The 15,263-nt window shown below is 63.4% G+C and carries 13 protein-coding genes; 8 read left to right on the plus strand and 5 right to left on the minus strand.

Translation table 11 applies throughout. From position 1 onward, the window contains the following. The first annotated feature begins 60 nt into the window (after nucleotides 1–60). Both EDD52_RS12385 and EDD52_RS12390 read left to right on the plus strand, forming a co-directional pair. Nucleotides 61–1,401, plus strand: a complete 1,341-nt coding sequence (locus tag EDD52_RS12385; protein WP_132245388.1) for an MATE family efflux transporter — start codon at nucleotides 61–63, stop codon at nucleotides 1,399–1,401. 72 nt (nucleotides 1,402–1,473) lie between these two features. Further along, entirely contained in the window at nucleotides 1,474–2,721 is a 1,248-nt protein-coding gene (locus tag EDD52_RS12390; protein ID WP_132245390.1) for an Hsp70 family protein, read from the plus strand. Between the two features lie 3 nt (nucleotides 2,722–2,724). On the opposite strand, the gene EDD52_RS12395 is transcribed toward EDD52_RS12390, so the two are convergent. After that, entirely contained in the window at nucleotides 2,725–3,924 is a 1,200-nt protein-coding gene (locus EDD52_RS12395; RefSeq protein ID WP_132245556.1) for an ROK family transcriptional regulator, read from the minus strand. Between the two features lie 196 nt (nucleotides 3,925–4,120). On the opposite strand from EDD52_RS12395, the gene EDD52_RS12400 reads away from it, so the two are divergent. From EDD52_RS12400 to EDD52_RS12420, 5 genes are all read left to right on the plus strand, one after another. Next, nucleotides 4,121–5,134 carry a sugar ABC transporter substrate-binding protein gene (locus EDD52_RS12400; protein ID WP_132245392.1) on the plus strand — a complete coding sequence of 338 codons (1,014 nt, stop codon included), beginning with the start codon at nucleotides 4,121–4,123 and terminating at the stop codon, nucleotides 5,132–5,134. Nucleotides 5,135–5,229: 95 nt separating this feature from the next. Continuing rightward, the gene (locus EDD52_RS12405; RefSeq protein WP_132245394.1) at nucleotides 5,230–6,291 is read left to right on the plus strand and encodes an ABC transporter permease; all 1,062 of its coding nucleotides are present in this window, start codon (nucleotides 5,230–5,232) and stop codon (nucleotides 6,289–6,291) included. Further along, nucleotides 6,291–7,058: an ATP-binding cassette domain-containing protein gene (locus EDD52_RS12410; RefSeq protein ID WP_132245396.1), complete on the plus strand. Its 768-nt coding sequence runs from the start codon at nucleotides 6,291–6,293 to the stop codon at nucleotides 7,056–7,058. Before EDD52_RS12405 ends, EDD52_RS12410 begins: the two co-directional genes overlap by 1 nt. A gap of 212 nt (nucleotides 7,059–7,270) precedes the next feature. Next, on the plus strand, nucleotides 7,271–8,167 hold the full coding sequence (yghX, locus tag EDD52_RS12415; protein WP_132245398.1) for a YghX family hydrolase: 897 nt from the start codon (nucleotides 7,271–7,273) through the stop codon (nucleotides 8,165–8,167). Nucleotides 8,168–8,313: 146 nt separating this feature from the next. After that, nucleotides 8,314–9,024, plus strand: a complete 711-nt coding sequence (locus EDD52_RS12420) for a sirohydrochlorin chelatase (RefSeq protein ID WP_132245400.1) — start codon at nucleotides 8,314–8,316, stop codon at nucleotides 9,022–9,024. Here EDD52_RS12420 and EDD52_RS12425 read toward each other — a convergent pair. From EDD52_RS12425 to EDD52_RS12435, 3 genes are all read right to left on the minus strand, one after another. Then, nucleotides 9,021–9,446: a YbaN family protein gene (locus tag EDD52_RS12425; RefSeq protein WP_243651925.1), complete on the minus strand. Its 426-nt coding sequence runs from the start codon at nucleotides 9,444–9,446 to the stop codon at nucleotides 9,021–9,023. The genes EDD52_RS12420 and EDD52_RS12425 overlap by 4 nt on opposite strands. A gap of 196 nt (nucleotides 9,447–9,642) precedes the next feature. Then, nucleotides 9,643–10,728: a ParB/RepB/Spo0J family partition protein gene (locus tag EDD52_RS12430; RefSeq protein ID WP_132245404.1), complete on the minus strand. Its 1,086-nt coding sequence runs from the start codon at nucleotides 10,726–10,728 to the stop codon at nucleotides 9,643–9,645. Nucleotide 10,729: 1 nt separating this feature from the next. Continuing rightward, a complete protein-coding gene (locus EDD52_RS12435) occupies nucleotides 10,730–12,133 on the minus strand; it encodes an AAA family ATPase (RefSeq protein WP_132245406.1) in 1,404 nt (467 codons plus the stop codon). 602 nt (nucleotides 12,134–12,735) lie between these two features. Here EDD52_RS12435 and EDD52_RS12440 point away from each other — a divergent pair. After that, a complete protein-coding gene (locus EDD52_RS12440; protein ID WP_132245408.1) occupies nucleotides 12,736–13,935 on the plus strand; it encodes a replication initiation protein in 1,200 nt (399 codons plus the stop codon). 14 nt (nucleotides 13,936–13,949) lie between these two features. On the opposite strand, the gene EDD52_RS12445 is transcribed toward EDD52_RS12440, so the two are convergent. Continuing rightward, nucleotides 13,950–15,020 (minus strand): tyrosine-type recombinase/integrase, encoded by a 1,071-nt coding sequence (locus EDD52_RS12445; RefSeq protein WP_132245410.1) that lies wholly within the window; start codon nucleotides 15,018–15,020, stop codon nucleotides 13,950–13,952. Between the last annotated feature and the right edge of the window lie 243 nt (nucleotides 15,021–15,263).

Here is a 15,263-nt window from a genome sequence, read left to right on the forward strand (position 1 = left end):
TCACGGTTTTCCGCTTGAGGCGATCAGGGCCGTTCGCGCGACATTGAAAGAGCCGTTGCGGTGACACCATCGACGAAAGACATCCTTGCCATGGCCTGGCCGCTGGCACTCAAGGCGATCATGCTGCACGGCATCATCGTGATCGACGCCTACCTTGTCTCGCCTCTAGGGGAAAAAGCGCTGGCCGCGATGGGTCTGGCGGGCGCCATCTCCGGCCTTTTGCTGGGCATCCTCTTTGCCTTTTCCAACGCCACCCAGATCCGCATCGCGCAGGCTTTCGGCTCTGCCGGGCCGGTGCCGCTGAAAACGGGGTTCTATTGCGGGCTGACGATCAACCTCGCGGCAACCGGGCTTGGCCTTGTGCTGGCCATCGCCTTTTCCGGACAGGTCATCGCCAGCTTCGCCCAGACGGAGTGGATCTCGCAGCAGGCGCAGGCCTATCTCGATGTCTTCCTCTTCGTCGTCCTGGCCGAGGCGATCGGACAATGCCTGACCAGCCATTTCAACGGCTGCGGCAAAACCAAACTGTCGTTCCAAAGCTACCTGATCGCGCTGCCCGTCAACGTGGTCGTCAGCATGGGGCTGATCCACGGCCAGTTCGGCCTGCCTCAGCTGGGCGTCGTCGGCGCCGCCTATGGCACGGTCGTGGCCTCGGTCCTGCGCGTGGGCTTCCTGCTTGTGCTCTTTCACAGGGAAACCGGCGCCTACCGCACGGTCAAAGGCTGGGCGCGCGGCACCTTCGCCACCTCTCTGTGGCGGCATTTCGTCTTTTCCTGGCCCATCGCCGCGACCTTCATCAGCATGACCATCGGCACGCAGGTCTGCATGCTGCTTTACGCCCGGATGAGCGTGAACGACTTCGCCGCACTCACCATCGTCTCGCCATGGGTGCAGGTGCTGGGCGTCTTCGGCATGTCGCTGGCACAGGCCACGGGCATCATCATGGCCCAGCTTCTGGGCGCGGGCGCGGCAGAGGCAGAGCTGGAAACCTTCCTGCGCCGGGCATGGCGCGCCGCCCTCATCGCGGCGGGGCTTGTATCGCTGACCTATCTCGGCTTCGCGCTCGCCTCTGGCTGGATCTATGACGACCTGCAACTTGAAACCCGCATGGCGCTGTTCAGCTTCCTGCCGGTGCTGCTGATCCTGCCCTTCCCGAAAGGGTCCAACGCGATCTGCGGCCAGACCCTGCGCGCGGCGGGCGACACGCTTTACGTGATGAACATCTTCATCGCGGGGCAATGGCTGTTCAAAGTGCCGCTGACGCTGCTCTTCATCGAATATCTCGACCTGTCGGTCACCTGGGTCTTTGCGCTCTTCGTGCTCGAAGAGTTCTTCAAATTCCCGATGTTCCACAAACGCCTGTTCCAGGGCCACTGGAAACGCGCGCCCGCCATGCTGTAATCGTCCGGTTGACCTCTGCGCCGTGCGCCCATATTCACGCGCCTTTCGCTTTGGACAAGGAAGGGATCGGGCATGGCACCGACCACACATGCATTGGGGGTGGATTTCGGCACGTCGAACTCTGCCGCAGGCCATCTGCGCGACGGCAAGGTCCACCTGATCGAGATGTCGCCCGGCCAGACCACTCTGCCCACGACCTTCTTTTTTGAATTCGACACCCGCGAAACCCTGATTGGCGAGCCTGCGAACACGGCGCTGCTGAATGGGGCCAACGGGCGGTTCATGCGCGCGCTGAAACGCGTGCTGGGCACCAGCCTGATGCATGAAAAACGCCAGATCCTGAACCAGCGCGTCACCTTCGTTGAAATCATCGCGCGCTTCCTGTCCCACATCAAGGCGCGGGCAGAGGCGGATGCCGGGCTGACCTTCGACCGCGCGATCTCGGGCCGGCCGGTGGTATTCCACGGCACGGGCGACCCGCGCGAGGCACAGGCAGAGGATGACCTGCGCGCCTGTTATCTGGCCGCAGGCTTCAAAGAGGTCTCCTTCATGCCCGAACCCGAGGCCGCAGCCATTGCCAGCGGCGCGATGGAACAGACCGGAGAGATCGGCCTGATCGTCGATATCGGCGGCGGGACGTCGGATTTTTCGCTTTTCCGTTCCGGCGCGGACGGGGTCAGCATTCTGGCCAATCACGGCGTGCGCATCGGCGGCACGGATTTCGACCGCGCGATCAGCATCGACCGGGTGATGCCCCTTCTTGGCAAGGGCACAGAGCTGCGCAAGGTGATCGGTCCGGGGTTGTCCCCCGTGCCAAACGCCATTTTCAACGACCTTGCAACATGGGAGAAGATCCCCTTCCTCTACTCGATGCAGAACCGCCGCATGGCCGAGGAAATGGCCCGGCTCGCCTGCGAACCCGCAAAGCTGGACCGCCTCGTTTCGGTGCTGGAGGACGAGCTGGGCCACGAGCTGGCCTTTGCCGTCGAACGCGGCAAGATCGCGATCAACAGCGGCAATCCCGATCCCGTCATCGCGCTGGACGTGGTAGAGCGCGCCCTCACCGCGCCGCTCTCCGCTGAACTCGTCGCCAGCCTGATGGCGCCGCATTCACGGCAGCTGCGCCAGGGCGCGGACGAGACGTTGCAGATGGCCGGGATTGCCCCGGCACAGGTGGACCGTGTGATCTATGTCGGCGGCTCCAGCCTGATGGCGATGGTCGCGGACACGATGAGACAGGCATTCCCCGAGGCGCGGCATTCGTTTTCCGAAGTGTTCACCGCCGTGGCGGACGGGCTGGCGCTGGCAACGGCCCATTAGCCGCTACAGCGCCGACAGGCCCGAATTCATGTTCAGGAAAAACTGCGAGAAGATCGGCGTGCTGGCGGCCCCGATGGCGCGGGCATTGCCGCCGATACTGCCGGTTTCGATCTGCGGCATGATCAGCCCCCGCGCGTCCTGATTGACAAGGTAACGCCGCACCCGTTCGACCAGCTCTTCCCGGACCGCCGCCGGAAAGGCCCCGTCGATCACGATCGCCTCGAAATCCACGACAGAGCAGATTGACAGCGCCGCCTTGGCCAGTTCCTGCGCCGTCTCGCCGATCCACGGGTCGACGTAGCGGGCAATGCCTGTCCAGTCGGCAGGCTGCTGCCACAGCACCTGCGCGTCCAGTCCGGCCTGCACCAGCCGCGCCTCCAGCAGGTGCAGCGAGGCCACGTCGATCAGCTGCCGGCTTTCCCCCATCGGCCCCGTGGTCCGCATGGACCCCAGCGCCCCCGCATTGCCCTGATTGCCTTCGACCACCGAATTGTTCATCACGATCCCGCCGCCGATGAACGACCCGATGTAGAAATAGGCGAAATCGCGGAACTCTCCGCCGCGCCCATACATATGCTCGGCCCGGCAGGCGGCGGTGGCATCATTCACGACAAAGACGGCAAGATCGCTGAACCGGGCCACTTCGGCCACGAAATCAACGTCTTTCCAGGACCGCACCAGCTCTGTCGGGGCGCCCATCACGTCATCCCATTTCCACAGCTCGAACGGCACGGCGATGCCGATCCCGCACAGCCGGCTGCGCGCCTTTTCCGGCAACCCCTGCTTCAGCCTGCGCAACCCGTCGCTGAGAAAGGTGAACACGGTCTCGGGCAGCGGGTAATCATAGGCGATCTTGACCTGCTCGCGCACCGCCCCGGTGAAATCCAGCAACAGCAGATCGGCACTGCGGCGCCCGATCTTCAACCCCACTGCAAGCACCCCATCGGGGTTCAGATGCATGGGGATAGAGGGTTTTCCAACCTTCCCGCGCGTGGGCTCGCCCCGGATCAGGACGCCTTCGTTCTCCAGCTCCCGCAGGATGGTGGACACGGTCGGCGCGGACAGACCCGTGCGCAGCGCAAGGTCGCGGCCGGGCATCCCGCCCTGATGTTGCAGGATGGACAGGATCAGACGTTCGTTATGGTCGCGAACCCCTCTCTGGTTCACGCCACCGCTTAGGTTTCTGAACTTCTCACCATCCATAGCGCCAAGCATAGCCGTCTCCTCCCCCATCTGGAATATAGCGCGGCAACATTAATTAATAAAGTTAATTTACTTATTGACAGAATCGCCCCGGTAATGGCACTTGAACGTCATCCCGCGACGGTCCACCATCGCAGGACCGGATCGGGGAGGAGCCTTGTCCGTAGACAATCGACGATCCTTAGGGAGGATAACCATGAAGAAACTACTGACCACATCCGCTGTGGCACTGGCCGCTTTTGCGGGCGCCGCTTCGGCCCAGGACACCAGCGCATGCCTGATCACCAAGACCGACACCAACCCGTTTTTCGTGAAGATGCGCGAAGGCGCCGAAGCCAAGGCCGCAGAGCTTGGCATCGCGCTCAACAGCTATGCCGGCAAGGTTGACGGCGACCACGAAACCCAGGTGGCCGCAATCGAAACCTGCATCGCCAACGGTGCCAAGGGCATTCTGCTGACAGCATCCGACACCAGCTCCATCGTGCCGGCCGTACAGCAGGCGCGCGACGCGGGCATCCTTGTCATCGCGCTCGACACCCCGCTGGAGCCGATCGATGCCGCCGACATGACCTTTGCCACCGACAACTTCCTTGCAGGCGAGCTGATCGGCCAATGGGCCGCAGCCTCCCTGGGCGATGCCGCCGCGGATGCCAAGATCGGCATGCTCGACCTCGCGGTCAGCCAGCCTTCGGTTGGCGTGCTGCGCGATCAGGGCTTCCTGACCGGCTTTGGGATTGACGTCAAAGACCCCGGCAAATGGGGCGACGAAGATGATCCCCGCATCGTCGGCAATGACGTCACCCAGGGCAACGAAGAAGGCGGTCGCCGGGCGATGGAGAACCTTCTCGCCTCTGACCCGATGATCAACGTCGTCTACACGATCAACGAACCCGCAGCGGCCGGCGCCTATGAGGCGCTCAAGGCAATCGGGCGCGAAAACGACGTGCTGATCGTCTCTGTCGATGGTGGATGCCCCGGCGTTGCCAACGTCAAGGACGGCGTGATCGGTGCCACGTCGCAGCAATACCCGCTGCTCATGGCCTCCAAGGGGATCGAAGCGATTGCCGCCTTCGCAGCAGACGGCACAAAGCCGCAAGCCACGGATGGCAAAGACTTTTTCGACACCGGCGTTGCGCTGGTGACGGACAAGCCGGTTGACGGCGTCGAAAGCATCGACACCGAAGAGGGCACCAACCTCTGCTGGGGTTGATCCACTTTCAATACCTTTAACACCTCAGGAAGAGGGCGGGCCACGGCCTGCCCCTTCCCAGAGCTTCGCCCAATTTCCATTCCGGGAGGGAAGACATGTCCCAATCAGACAATTACGAATCCGTTGTATCGAGTGCCAAGTCCGAGGTCGCCAAGTTTGACGACGATGACAAAGGGCTGGTTGGCCGTTTCCACCATGCCCTGCATACCACCCCCGCACTCGTTCCCCTGATCGTCCTGCTGGCCGCCGTGGCCATCTTCGGTCTGGTCCTGGGATCGAAGTTCTTTTCGCCCTTCGCGCTGACGCTGATCCTGCAACAGGTGCAGATCGTCGGCATCGTGGCCGCCGCGCAATCGCTGGTGATCCTGACGGCGGGCATCGACCTCAGCGTGGGGGCCATCGCGGTGATCTCCTCTGTCATCATGGGGCAGTTCACCTTTCGCTACGGCCTGCCGCCCACCGTGGCGGTGATCTGCGGGCTCGCTGTCGGCACCGCCATCGGCGCGCTGAACGGCTTTCTGATCGCGCGCATGAAACTGCCGCCCTTCATCGTGACACTGGGCATGTGGCAGATCGTTCTGGCCGCCAACTTCCTCTATTCCGCGAACGAAACCATCCGGTCGCAGGACATCGCCGAAAACGCGCCGCTGCTGCAATTGCTGGGGGCCAAGTTCAATATCGGTGGCGCAGTCTTTACCGTTGGCGTGGTCTTCCTCGTGGTGCTTGTGCTGGTGCTGGCCTATGTGCTCAAACACACCGCCTGGGGCCGCCATGTCTATGCCGTGGGCGACGACCCGGAGGCCGCAGCCCTGTCGGGTGTCAACGTCAACATGATGCTGATCTCCGTCTATGCGCTGGCCGGTCTGATCTGCGCCTTCGCCGGCTGGGCCCTGATTGGCCGCATCGGCTCTGTCTCGCCCACCTCCGGCCAGCTTCTCAACATTGAAAGCATCACCGCCGTGGTGATCGGGGGCATCTCTCTCTTCGGCGGGCGCGGCTCTATCATGGGCACGTTCTTCGGGGCCCTCATCGTCGGTGTCTTCACGCTTGGCCTGCGCCTTGCAGGGGCCGACGCCCAGTGGACCTTCCTCCTCATCGGTGCGCTCATCATTGCAGCCGTTGCCGTGGACCAGTGGATCAGAAAGGTAGCAGCATAATGGAACCCATTCTCAAGGGCCGTGGGCTGGTAAAGCGTTACGGCAAGGTAACCGCCCTCGATAACTGTGACTTTGATCTCTACCCGGGCGAAATCCTGGCCGTGATCGGCGACAATGGTGCAGGGAAAAGCTCGCTCATCAAGGCCGTGTCCGGCGCTGTCGTTCCCGATGCAGGCACCGTCACGCTGGAGGGCAAGGAAGTGCACTTCGCCTCCCCCATCGAGGCGCGCGAAGCAGGGATCGAGACCGTCTACCAGACGCTTGCCATGTCCCCTGCCCTGTCGATTGCCGACAACATGTTCATGGGGCGCGAGCTGCGCAAACCGGGCTTTCGCGGCAAGTGGCTGCGCCAGCTCGACCGCCCCGCGATGGAGAAATTCGCCCGTGACAAGCTTACAGAGCTTGGGCTGATGACGATCCAGAACATCAATCAGGCGGTCGAAACCCTCTCGGGGGGTCAACGTCAGGGCGTGGCCGTGGCCCGTGCCGCTGCTTTCGGCTCCAAGGTCATCATTCTGGACGAGCCCACCGCAGCGCTTGGCGTCAAGGAAAGCCGCAAGGTGCTGGAGCTTATTCAGGACGTCAAGGCCCGTGGTATCCCGATCATCCTGATCAGCCACAACATGCCCCATGTGTTCGAGGTTGCAGACCGCATCCACGTCCACCGGCTGGGCAAACGGCTCTGCGTGATTGATCCCAAGGATTACACCATGTCCGACGCCGTAGCCTTCATGACCGGCGCGAAAGAGGCCCCGCAAGCGGCCTGATCACTCCCCGACAACAAATGCCGGACCCGGTGCGCCCCGCGTGCCGGGTCTTTTCTTGCGCGCACTTCCTGCGGTCCGTGCCGCCGGCCATTCTCGCGGGCTTGTGCATTCTCGAATCGGCTCGCCCTGCTATCGTCATGCGTGTCATGATCAACATTACGGCAACCCGGCGCCTGACTTCTCCCGCGCCTCACCCCCTTGAGGAGACCGCCATGAACCAACATCCCCGAAAACGCGCAAAGGATTTCGATCAACGCATCCTGGAAATCTTCGATGGCTACGTCCACGGCAAGATGTCCAAGCGTGAATTCATCACCCAGGCCGGCCGCTATGCCGCCGCAGGTGTCACCGGCGCGATGATCCTTGAACAGTTGCAGCCCAACTACGCGCTGGCCCAGCAGGTTGCCCCCGACGATCCCGAAATCGAAACCGAGGTCATCGAATATGAAAGCCCCGAAGGCCACGGCACGATCCGCGCCCTGATGGCCCGCCCCGCCGGTGCCGACGGCCCCCTGCCCGCCGTCCTCGTGGTGCATGAAAACCGCGGTCTCAACCCCTATATCGAGGATGTCGTGCGCCGCGCCGCCAAGGCAGGCTACCTCGCCATCGGCCCCGACGGCCTCACCCCGCTGGGCGGCTATCCCGGCACGGATGACGAAGGCCGCGAAATGCAGCGAGAGCTCGACGGGGCCAAGCTCATGGCCGATTTCTTCGCCGCTTTCGAATACCTGCGCGACCATGACGACAGCACCGGTAAGGTCGGCTGCGTCGGCTTCTGCTATGGCGGCGGCGTCTGCAACGCGCTGGCCGTGGCCTATCCCGACCTCGCCGCCTCTGTCCCCTTCTACGGCCGCCAGCCCGCCGCCGAGGACGCCCCCCAGATCGAGGCCCCCCTGCTCATTCACTACGCGGGCCTCGACGAACGCATCAACGCGGGCTGGAACGCCTACAAAGACGCGCTGGACGCGGCCGGCAAGGACTACACCGTGCATATCTACCCCGATGTGAACCACGGCTTTCACAACGACACCACCCCGCGCTATGACGAGGCCGCAGCAACCCTCGCATGGGACCGCACGCTGGCCTTTTTCGACGCCAACCTGCGCTGAACGCACACCGCCCCCCGACGCACCGCTCTGGGGGGCGGGCTGCACGCCCCTGCAGGACATCCCACCGCCCGGCCTTTCCCAGCGGGCGCGCCGTGCTACATATGCGCTCGCGCCCCGCCCCTTTGACCCTGAAAGACCCCGCCTTGATGTCCTCTGACCCTGCCCCCTGCCCCAGCGCCCTGATCGTCGCGCATGGCAGCCCCTCTGAACCGCAACAGCAAGAGGACGCGCTGGCCGCCCTCGCCGCCCGTGTGGCCGACCATATGCCCGGCTGGCAGATCTCCAGCGCCACACTCGCCTGCAAGGACCGGTTCGACGAAGAAACCGCCCGCCTCGGCGCGCCGCTCATCTTCCCCTTCTTCATGGCAGAGGGCTATTTCACCCGCCGTGTCCTTGCCACCAAGGCAAAGGCGCTTGGCCTGACGATGCGCGCCCCCTTCGGCGTGATCCCCGCGCTGGAGGATGTGGCAGAGACGACCCTGCGCGCCCACATCGCCCGCAACGGATGGCAGATCGCAGAGACCGCCCTGCTGGTCGCGGCCCATGGCAGCGCGGTCTCCACCACCAGCCGCAACAGCGCGCTCAATTTTGCTGACAGGATGCAGGCGCGATGCGGGTTCCGCCGCGTGGCCACCGGCTTTGTCGAAGAACCCCCCTTCCTTGCCGATGCCGCCCGCGACCTTGGCCCCCACAGCCTCTGCCTGACCCATTTCGCGCTGCGTTCGGGCCACGTGCAGGAGGATCTGCCAGAGGCGTTCGCCACCGCGGGCTTCACCGGCACCATCCTGCCGCCGATGATCGAATGGCCCGAAACGCCCCGGCTGATCGCCGACGCGCTGACCTGCGAGCAGGGTTAACGCCGCGACCACCACCGGGGGCGCCCCAGCTCTGCCGCCGGGGCCGGGCGCGTCAGGACGAACAGCGCCGCAGCACCCATGCAGACCGCCTGCACCACCAGCGCCCATGTCGCGATCCCGGCCAGTAGGCTGCCCGTCAGCGTCGCCGCCATCATCGCCATCGCCAGCATCTTGGCCCATGTCGGAATGGCACCCTCCCGGCGCCAATCGGCAATCAGCGGCCCGAACATCCGGCTTGTCGTCAGTGCGGCGTGAAATCTGGGCGACCCCTTGCGAAAGGCAAAGGCCGCAAGGATCGCGAAAGGCGCCGTCGGCAGCACCGGCAGGAACGCCCCGATCGCGCCAAGCGCCACCGAGCATACCCCGACACCCGTCCAGAACAGGGCGGCGGGTCCACGCCCGAGAATTGGCAAACGACTCAATCTCAGCTCCTGCCAGAGGTCCGTCATACCCCTATCACATAGGCCCGGCCGGGGCATCGGCAAACCCGCCACCCCTGTCGCGCCCCGCGCCCCAAAGACAATGGCCGCCCCAGCCTGGAACAGCCTGCCCACCAGACCTACGCGACACCTCAAGCCTTTGATTTAATTTTACTTTTTAAAGGATTGCAACCCGCCATCACTTTCGCGGCGCATCCAGAAGACGCTCCAGCTCTGCCATCGCCACTTCGATCAGCTCGCCGTCAACTGCGCGGCCCCCGATCCGGATATACCAGCCCTTCGCGTCCTGTTCCGCCCGCAGGGAAATGCCAGAGCCCAGCGTTTTCGGCGTGGACCGCACCTGCGCCTTGCGCGGCCGGCCTCCCCGCTTGGGGTCTTCCTTACGCTCGAACCCTTCCAGCGCGGCGGCGATCAGCTCTGCCTCTTCGGCGGGGTTGTCGGGCACCCGTTCGGCCAGCGCCTCGCGCAGCTTCGCCTCCCCGCCCTCGCGCAGGGCCGCCGCGATTTTCAGCCCGTCCTTTTCCTTGATAAGATCGGGAAAGGTCAGCATGTCGCCCAGCTCTTCAAAGATCAGCGCGAAGGACCGGATCTTGGACCGCTTGCCTTTCGACGCCATCGGGAACAGCGCGTTCACCGCTTCCTCGGCATTCACAAAGGCGCCCTGCTGCGCCGCGATCACCGCGATTCGCCCGCGCTCGTAATGGCTCAGCGAGGCGCGGATCTCGTTCTCTTCGACCATCGCGGCAAAGGTTCCGCCCATCGCCTCGGGGTCGCGCAGCACCGCCTTGATCCGGGCAAAGCTGTCCTCATGCGTCAGCGCGTGCAGGTCCCGGAACGCCTTCAGGCGCCGGTAGCCCGACAACAGACCGTAGCGAAAGCCGCGCCCCTCCTCCTTCAATTCGAAGATCTCAATCGGCAGCCGCAGCCCGCCTTTCGCGATAGAGGCTTTCAGCTCCTCCATCTCCTCGACATCCAGAACGACCCGGTCCCGCACCAGCGCATCCGCGTCGATCTCGTCCAGCGGCACCTCGAACATGACCAGCCCGCGCCCCTCGGCATCGCGCAACCGTTCGGCATCCACCCGGTTCTTCGCGGCCTCGGCCCGTTGTTCTGCCGGTCGCGGGTCAAACGCCCCGGCGCTGTCTGCCGCCACCTGAGCAATCGGCGCCCCGCCCCGCGCAGCCCCCGGTTTCAAAAGCAGCTCTTCTTCGATCCGGGTCAGGTCCTCGGGCGACGGAGCTTCCAGCTTGCGTCTCTTCGCCATCTTACACCACCTTTCGCTCGGCTTCCGCCATCTGCTGATCGCGCCACCATGTCCCCAGGATGACTTCCTTCACCTCGGCCCAGGTCCGGTCGAACGTCTCACGCCCGCGCACATAGGTTTCCCGGTTGAAGTCGCGGTAATCGGTCTCGTAGATGCCCGAGACCTGCTCCCCCGCCTGCCCCACCATCGCCGTCATCTCCTGCCGGTAGGTGGTCATGAAATCCCCGAAATAGGCCTGTATGACATTGGCCAGATCCGTCTGCTGGTTCGCGTCGAACCGGGTGACCAGCGCCCGCACCGCATCCCATTCAAACTTGATCTCGTCCAGACCTTCGGCCCGCCGCAGCCGGTTTTCACCCTCTTCAATCGACGCGAAGGTCGAATAGATCATGTCAAAGAACCGCCCGGTGGAGTCAAACTCCAGAAAAGAGGCCCCCAGCGGCACCAGAAGGATGTCCGCCGCGGCCAGCGCATTGATTGTAAGGTACCCTAATGCAGGAGGCGTATCGAGCAGTACGATGTCGTAATCATCCAGTAACCCTCCGCCTTCCAGCGCGTTCAGCAGCGAATTCCACAGCGGCCAGGACCGCATCTGCATACGCCAGACCGGCACCTGAAACTCCGCCCAATACAGGTTCAGCTGGGCGCCGATCAGGTCGATATTGGGCCAATGCGTCTTCTGGACGAGGTTTCGCGGCGAAACCTTCAGCGCTTCGGACAGGGTTTCATCGAACGGAATCGGTGCCTGCCCCTCGGCCTCCCGCACCCGGTTCTCCTCGACCAGATGAAGCGCATAATCCCGCGCCAGAAGCGGGAAAACCGTCTGCCATTCATCCTCGACCTTCCCCCCCATGATCGACGTCATGGAGCCTTGGCTGTCGAGATCCAGCACCAGCACCTTATATCCATCAAGCGCTGCGGACATGGCCAGATGCGCACAGGTAGAGGTTTTGCCCACGCCGCCTTTGAAATTGGCCACCGCAACCACCTTTGCCGGCAGCCCTTCCGGCCGCCAGGCACGGTAATCGCGGTCCTTTACACCCTCCTTGGCAAAGAAATCCCGCAGGCGCAGGATCTCTTCGAGGGTGAACCATTTCGACCCACCTTCACCGTCTCCCTGCGGAAGATCGGGATTCTGCCGCAAGACACGCCGCAAATGGGCCGCATTCACCGGGATCAGATAGCGACACACCTCCCAGGTGGAAAACTTCCGAAGCCGCTTTGCCCCGTCCGGCGCATAGCCCCGCCGTGCCAGATCGTCCCGTCCACGAGTCGCGAAGGCAGCGGCCTTCGCAAAGCGGGCGGTGTCGATCGGATCTGCCAGCTTGCCAGCAGCTGTTTCAGGGTCGATATTGAAATACGGGGGAATGTCGGGCTTGCCCGTCTGCCCTGGTTTTCTTGCCATGTTACCTCGGATGTACGCTGTTTGCCGCGATATTCGCTGAACTATGGCACATGGCTGGGGGCTTGTGAATCAGTTTGACCCGCTCCTGCCTTAAAAATCCAATATATAGAGACTAAACAAGCCCAGCCTGTTTAATTTCTTTCAGACTCTTTAGAGTGTTTGCCGTAGAAAAGAATAATCAGGTCAATTGGTTATGTGGTTTTCGGGTCCCGGATGCGGGATGAAAGGGCGCCAAATCCGGGAATTAAGGGACCCGTTTGCGGGATGGCGGGCACCAGCGTCCGGGGAGGCCATTTGCAAGTGACTCGAAAGATGGCCTTTTTTGCTTGATAGGGTCTGATATTTCCGAATCGGGGCACCCTGCCCCACGGGTTGCGACTCGTCTGTCCTGCAAACGGATACCTTAATCCGGAGCGGCCTGGACCATAGGTGCCCGTTTGCGGGAAGCGCCTGAGGTTCCCAGATTGGCCTTGTCTGTGGATACCTTTTCGATCAAACTATGCGCAACCGGAGCAAGGCGACTCGCCTCAGACATCCGGATGAATAACGCCCACTTCCGGGCGCCTGAGGTATCGGCGGCCTGCCCGCCCAGCGAGGACAGTATGGACGATATTCCCCGAGACCGGTTGAGCGGACCGTTGCGCCGCGGAGCAGTGAAGAAACATGTGGCGGCGATCCACGTCTCGGGCAAGCTGACGCTGTTGCAGCGCAAGCTGTCGAACGTGCTGCTGCTGAATGCCTATGACACGCTGACATCGCAAGCGTCGCACCAGATGGATGCGCGGACGCTTTGCCTGATGATCGGGTATAACTCGAATGACATGGATACGCTCAAGGCATCGCTGCGCGGGCTGGCCGAAACCGTCGCCGAATGGGACATGCTGGATGCCCAGGGGCGGCAGGAATGGGGTGTGTCGGCGCTCTTGTCCTATGCAAAGCTGAAGGGCGGGATCTGTGAATACGCCTATTCGCCGGCGCTGGCGGAAAAGCTGCACGACCCCAAGGTCTTTGCGCTGATCAACCTTAACATCCAGCGGCGGTTCACCTCCGGCCACGCGCTGGCGCTGTATGAAAACTGCTATCGCTTCGTCAGGACGGGGTCGACGGGCTGGTGGTCACTTGATCTCTTCCGGCGTCTGATGGGGGTTGCGGACAGCCCGTATTACGAGACGTACAAACACCTCAACGCCAAGATCATCAAACCCGCCGTGGCCGAGGTGAACAAGACCTCCAACATCGTGGTGACGCCCGAAGTGCGCAAGATGGGGCGGTCTGTCACGGATATTCGGTTCCAGATCGCAGAGAACCCGCAGTTGGCCATTCTTGATTTGGATGATGGCGAAGGGCTGCGCAATTCCGAGGTCTATGCGCGGCTGCGCGAGCTGGGTGTCAGTGACCGTCTGGCGCGGCAATGGGTGGCCGAACATGGCGAGGATTATGTCGGGCAAAAGCTGGATTACGTGGCCGGGCAGGGCAGCGTAATAAACGCCGTGGGCTATATCACCAAGGCGCTGAAACATGATTACGGCAACGCGCGCGCTGTAAACGGGCAGGGGGTTTCGCCGCGAAACCCCGCGCCGCCCACAACTGCACGGGCGCGCCGGCTGGAACGCATTCGCGATCTTGCCGCCGCCCGCAAGCCGACCCAGAGGGACGCGGACAAGCGGCTGTTCCTGGCCCGTCTGGAAGGATCGCGGCGCGATGATTTCGAGCGTCACGGCTGGATGTCGGCGCTGAACGCGGATGCCATTGTGGCCTTCTGGTCAGAGCTGTCGCCGGGCGCGTTCGACGATCTGGACTGAGGCTGCCCGATTCCCTAGAGGCCCGCGGCCTTTGTCAGGTTGATCCGGAACCTGTCCCTGCGGCGCTGGTAGCGGCGGGTCATTTCGGCAGAGGCGTGGCCAAGGTGCTTTTGCACGTGGCGTTCATCCACACTGGCAGAGCTGGCAAGCCCCGCGCGCAGGCTGTGACCGGAAAAGAGGGCAAGGCGTTCGCTCTCTGGCAGGTCGCCGCGAATGCCGGATGCGAGGACGCAACTTTTGATCAGCCGCGCGACGTGGCGGTCATTCAGGCGGGTGTCCAGCGCGCGCTTCCCATCCCGAGAGGTCCGCACGAAGATCGGGCCAAAGTCGATCTTGGCGAAGTGCAGCCATTGTTCGACGGCATGGACGGGGCAGGTCTGCTCGCTCGACCCGCGGCCGACCTCGACCTCGCGCCAGCCGGTCTTGGCGTTCAGGGTGAGCAGGGCGCCGGGTTTCAGGATCTCGATCCAGCCGCGACTGTCGGGCGTGTCCTCGCGTCCGACGTCAAGGCTGACGATCTCGGATCGGCGCAGGCCGCCGGCATAGCCCAGAAGAAGGATCGCGCGGTCGCGCAGCCCGCGCAGGTCGAAGGGCAGGGTGGCCGCCATGGCGAGGATCTCTTCGGGGAGGATCGCCTCTTTCTGGAGCGGCGGTCTGGCATGCTTTCGCCGGATCCCGGCCAGCACGCTGGCGATGTGGCGATCCTTGCGGTCGAGCGTGAGGCCGCGCTGCTGGTATTGCCAGGCCAGACCGGAGAGCCGCCGTTCGATCGTGGCGACCGACAGGGCAGGGGCCTTTGCCTGCGGCGTGGCGCAATCGGTGATGTAGAGCCCCAGCAGTTCGGGATTGGGGGGCAGGGGGTCTGCGCCCTTGGCGCGGCACCAGCGGGTGAAATGCGCCCAGTCGGCCTTGTAGGCGGCATTGGTATTCTCGGCCGTGGCCTGACGGGCATAATCGCGCGCCGTGTCGGCCAGCCTGTCGAGCGTGCCGGACCGCACAAGGGGGTCGGTGCTGCCTTGGGCTTGCCCGTCCTCGGGCGCGGGCGGGGTTACTTCGGGGGGTGGGTTGTCGTTATTCTCGCTCATAGCGATGGTGGATAGCCGATTTCGGCTGACAATGCAATTATCGGACATGACTGGGGTGGCGCAGGCGCGGCGGTTTTGTCGGGATATACTGTGGAAAGCGCCGCGAGGGGATTTGCGTTGCACATGCCCCTGTCACCGGGCGTTTTGAAGGTGACCTTCATATCCTACGCCTGATGCCGCCCCGGGTCACCCCGGATTTTGCTGAAATACACCAAAGAGGAGGCGATTTTACGCGCAGACAGG

Origin of the sequence: Primorskyibacter sedentarius, from assembly GCF_004342065.1 — a bacterium.
Taxonomy (GTDB): domain Bacteria; phylum Pseudomonadota; class Alphaproteobacteria; order Rhodobacterales; family Rhodobacteraceae; genus Primorskyibacter; species Primorskyibacter sedentarius.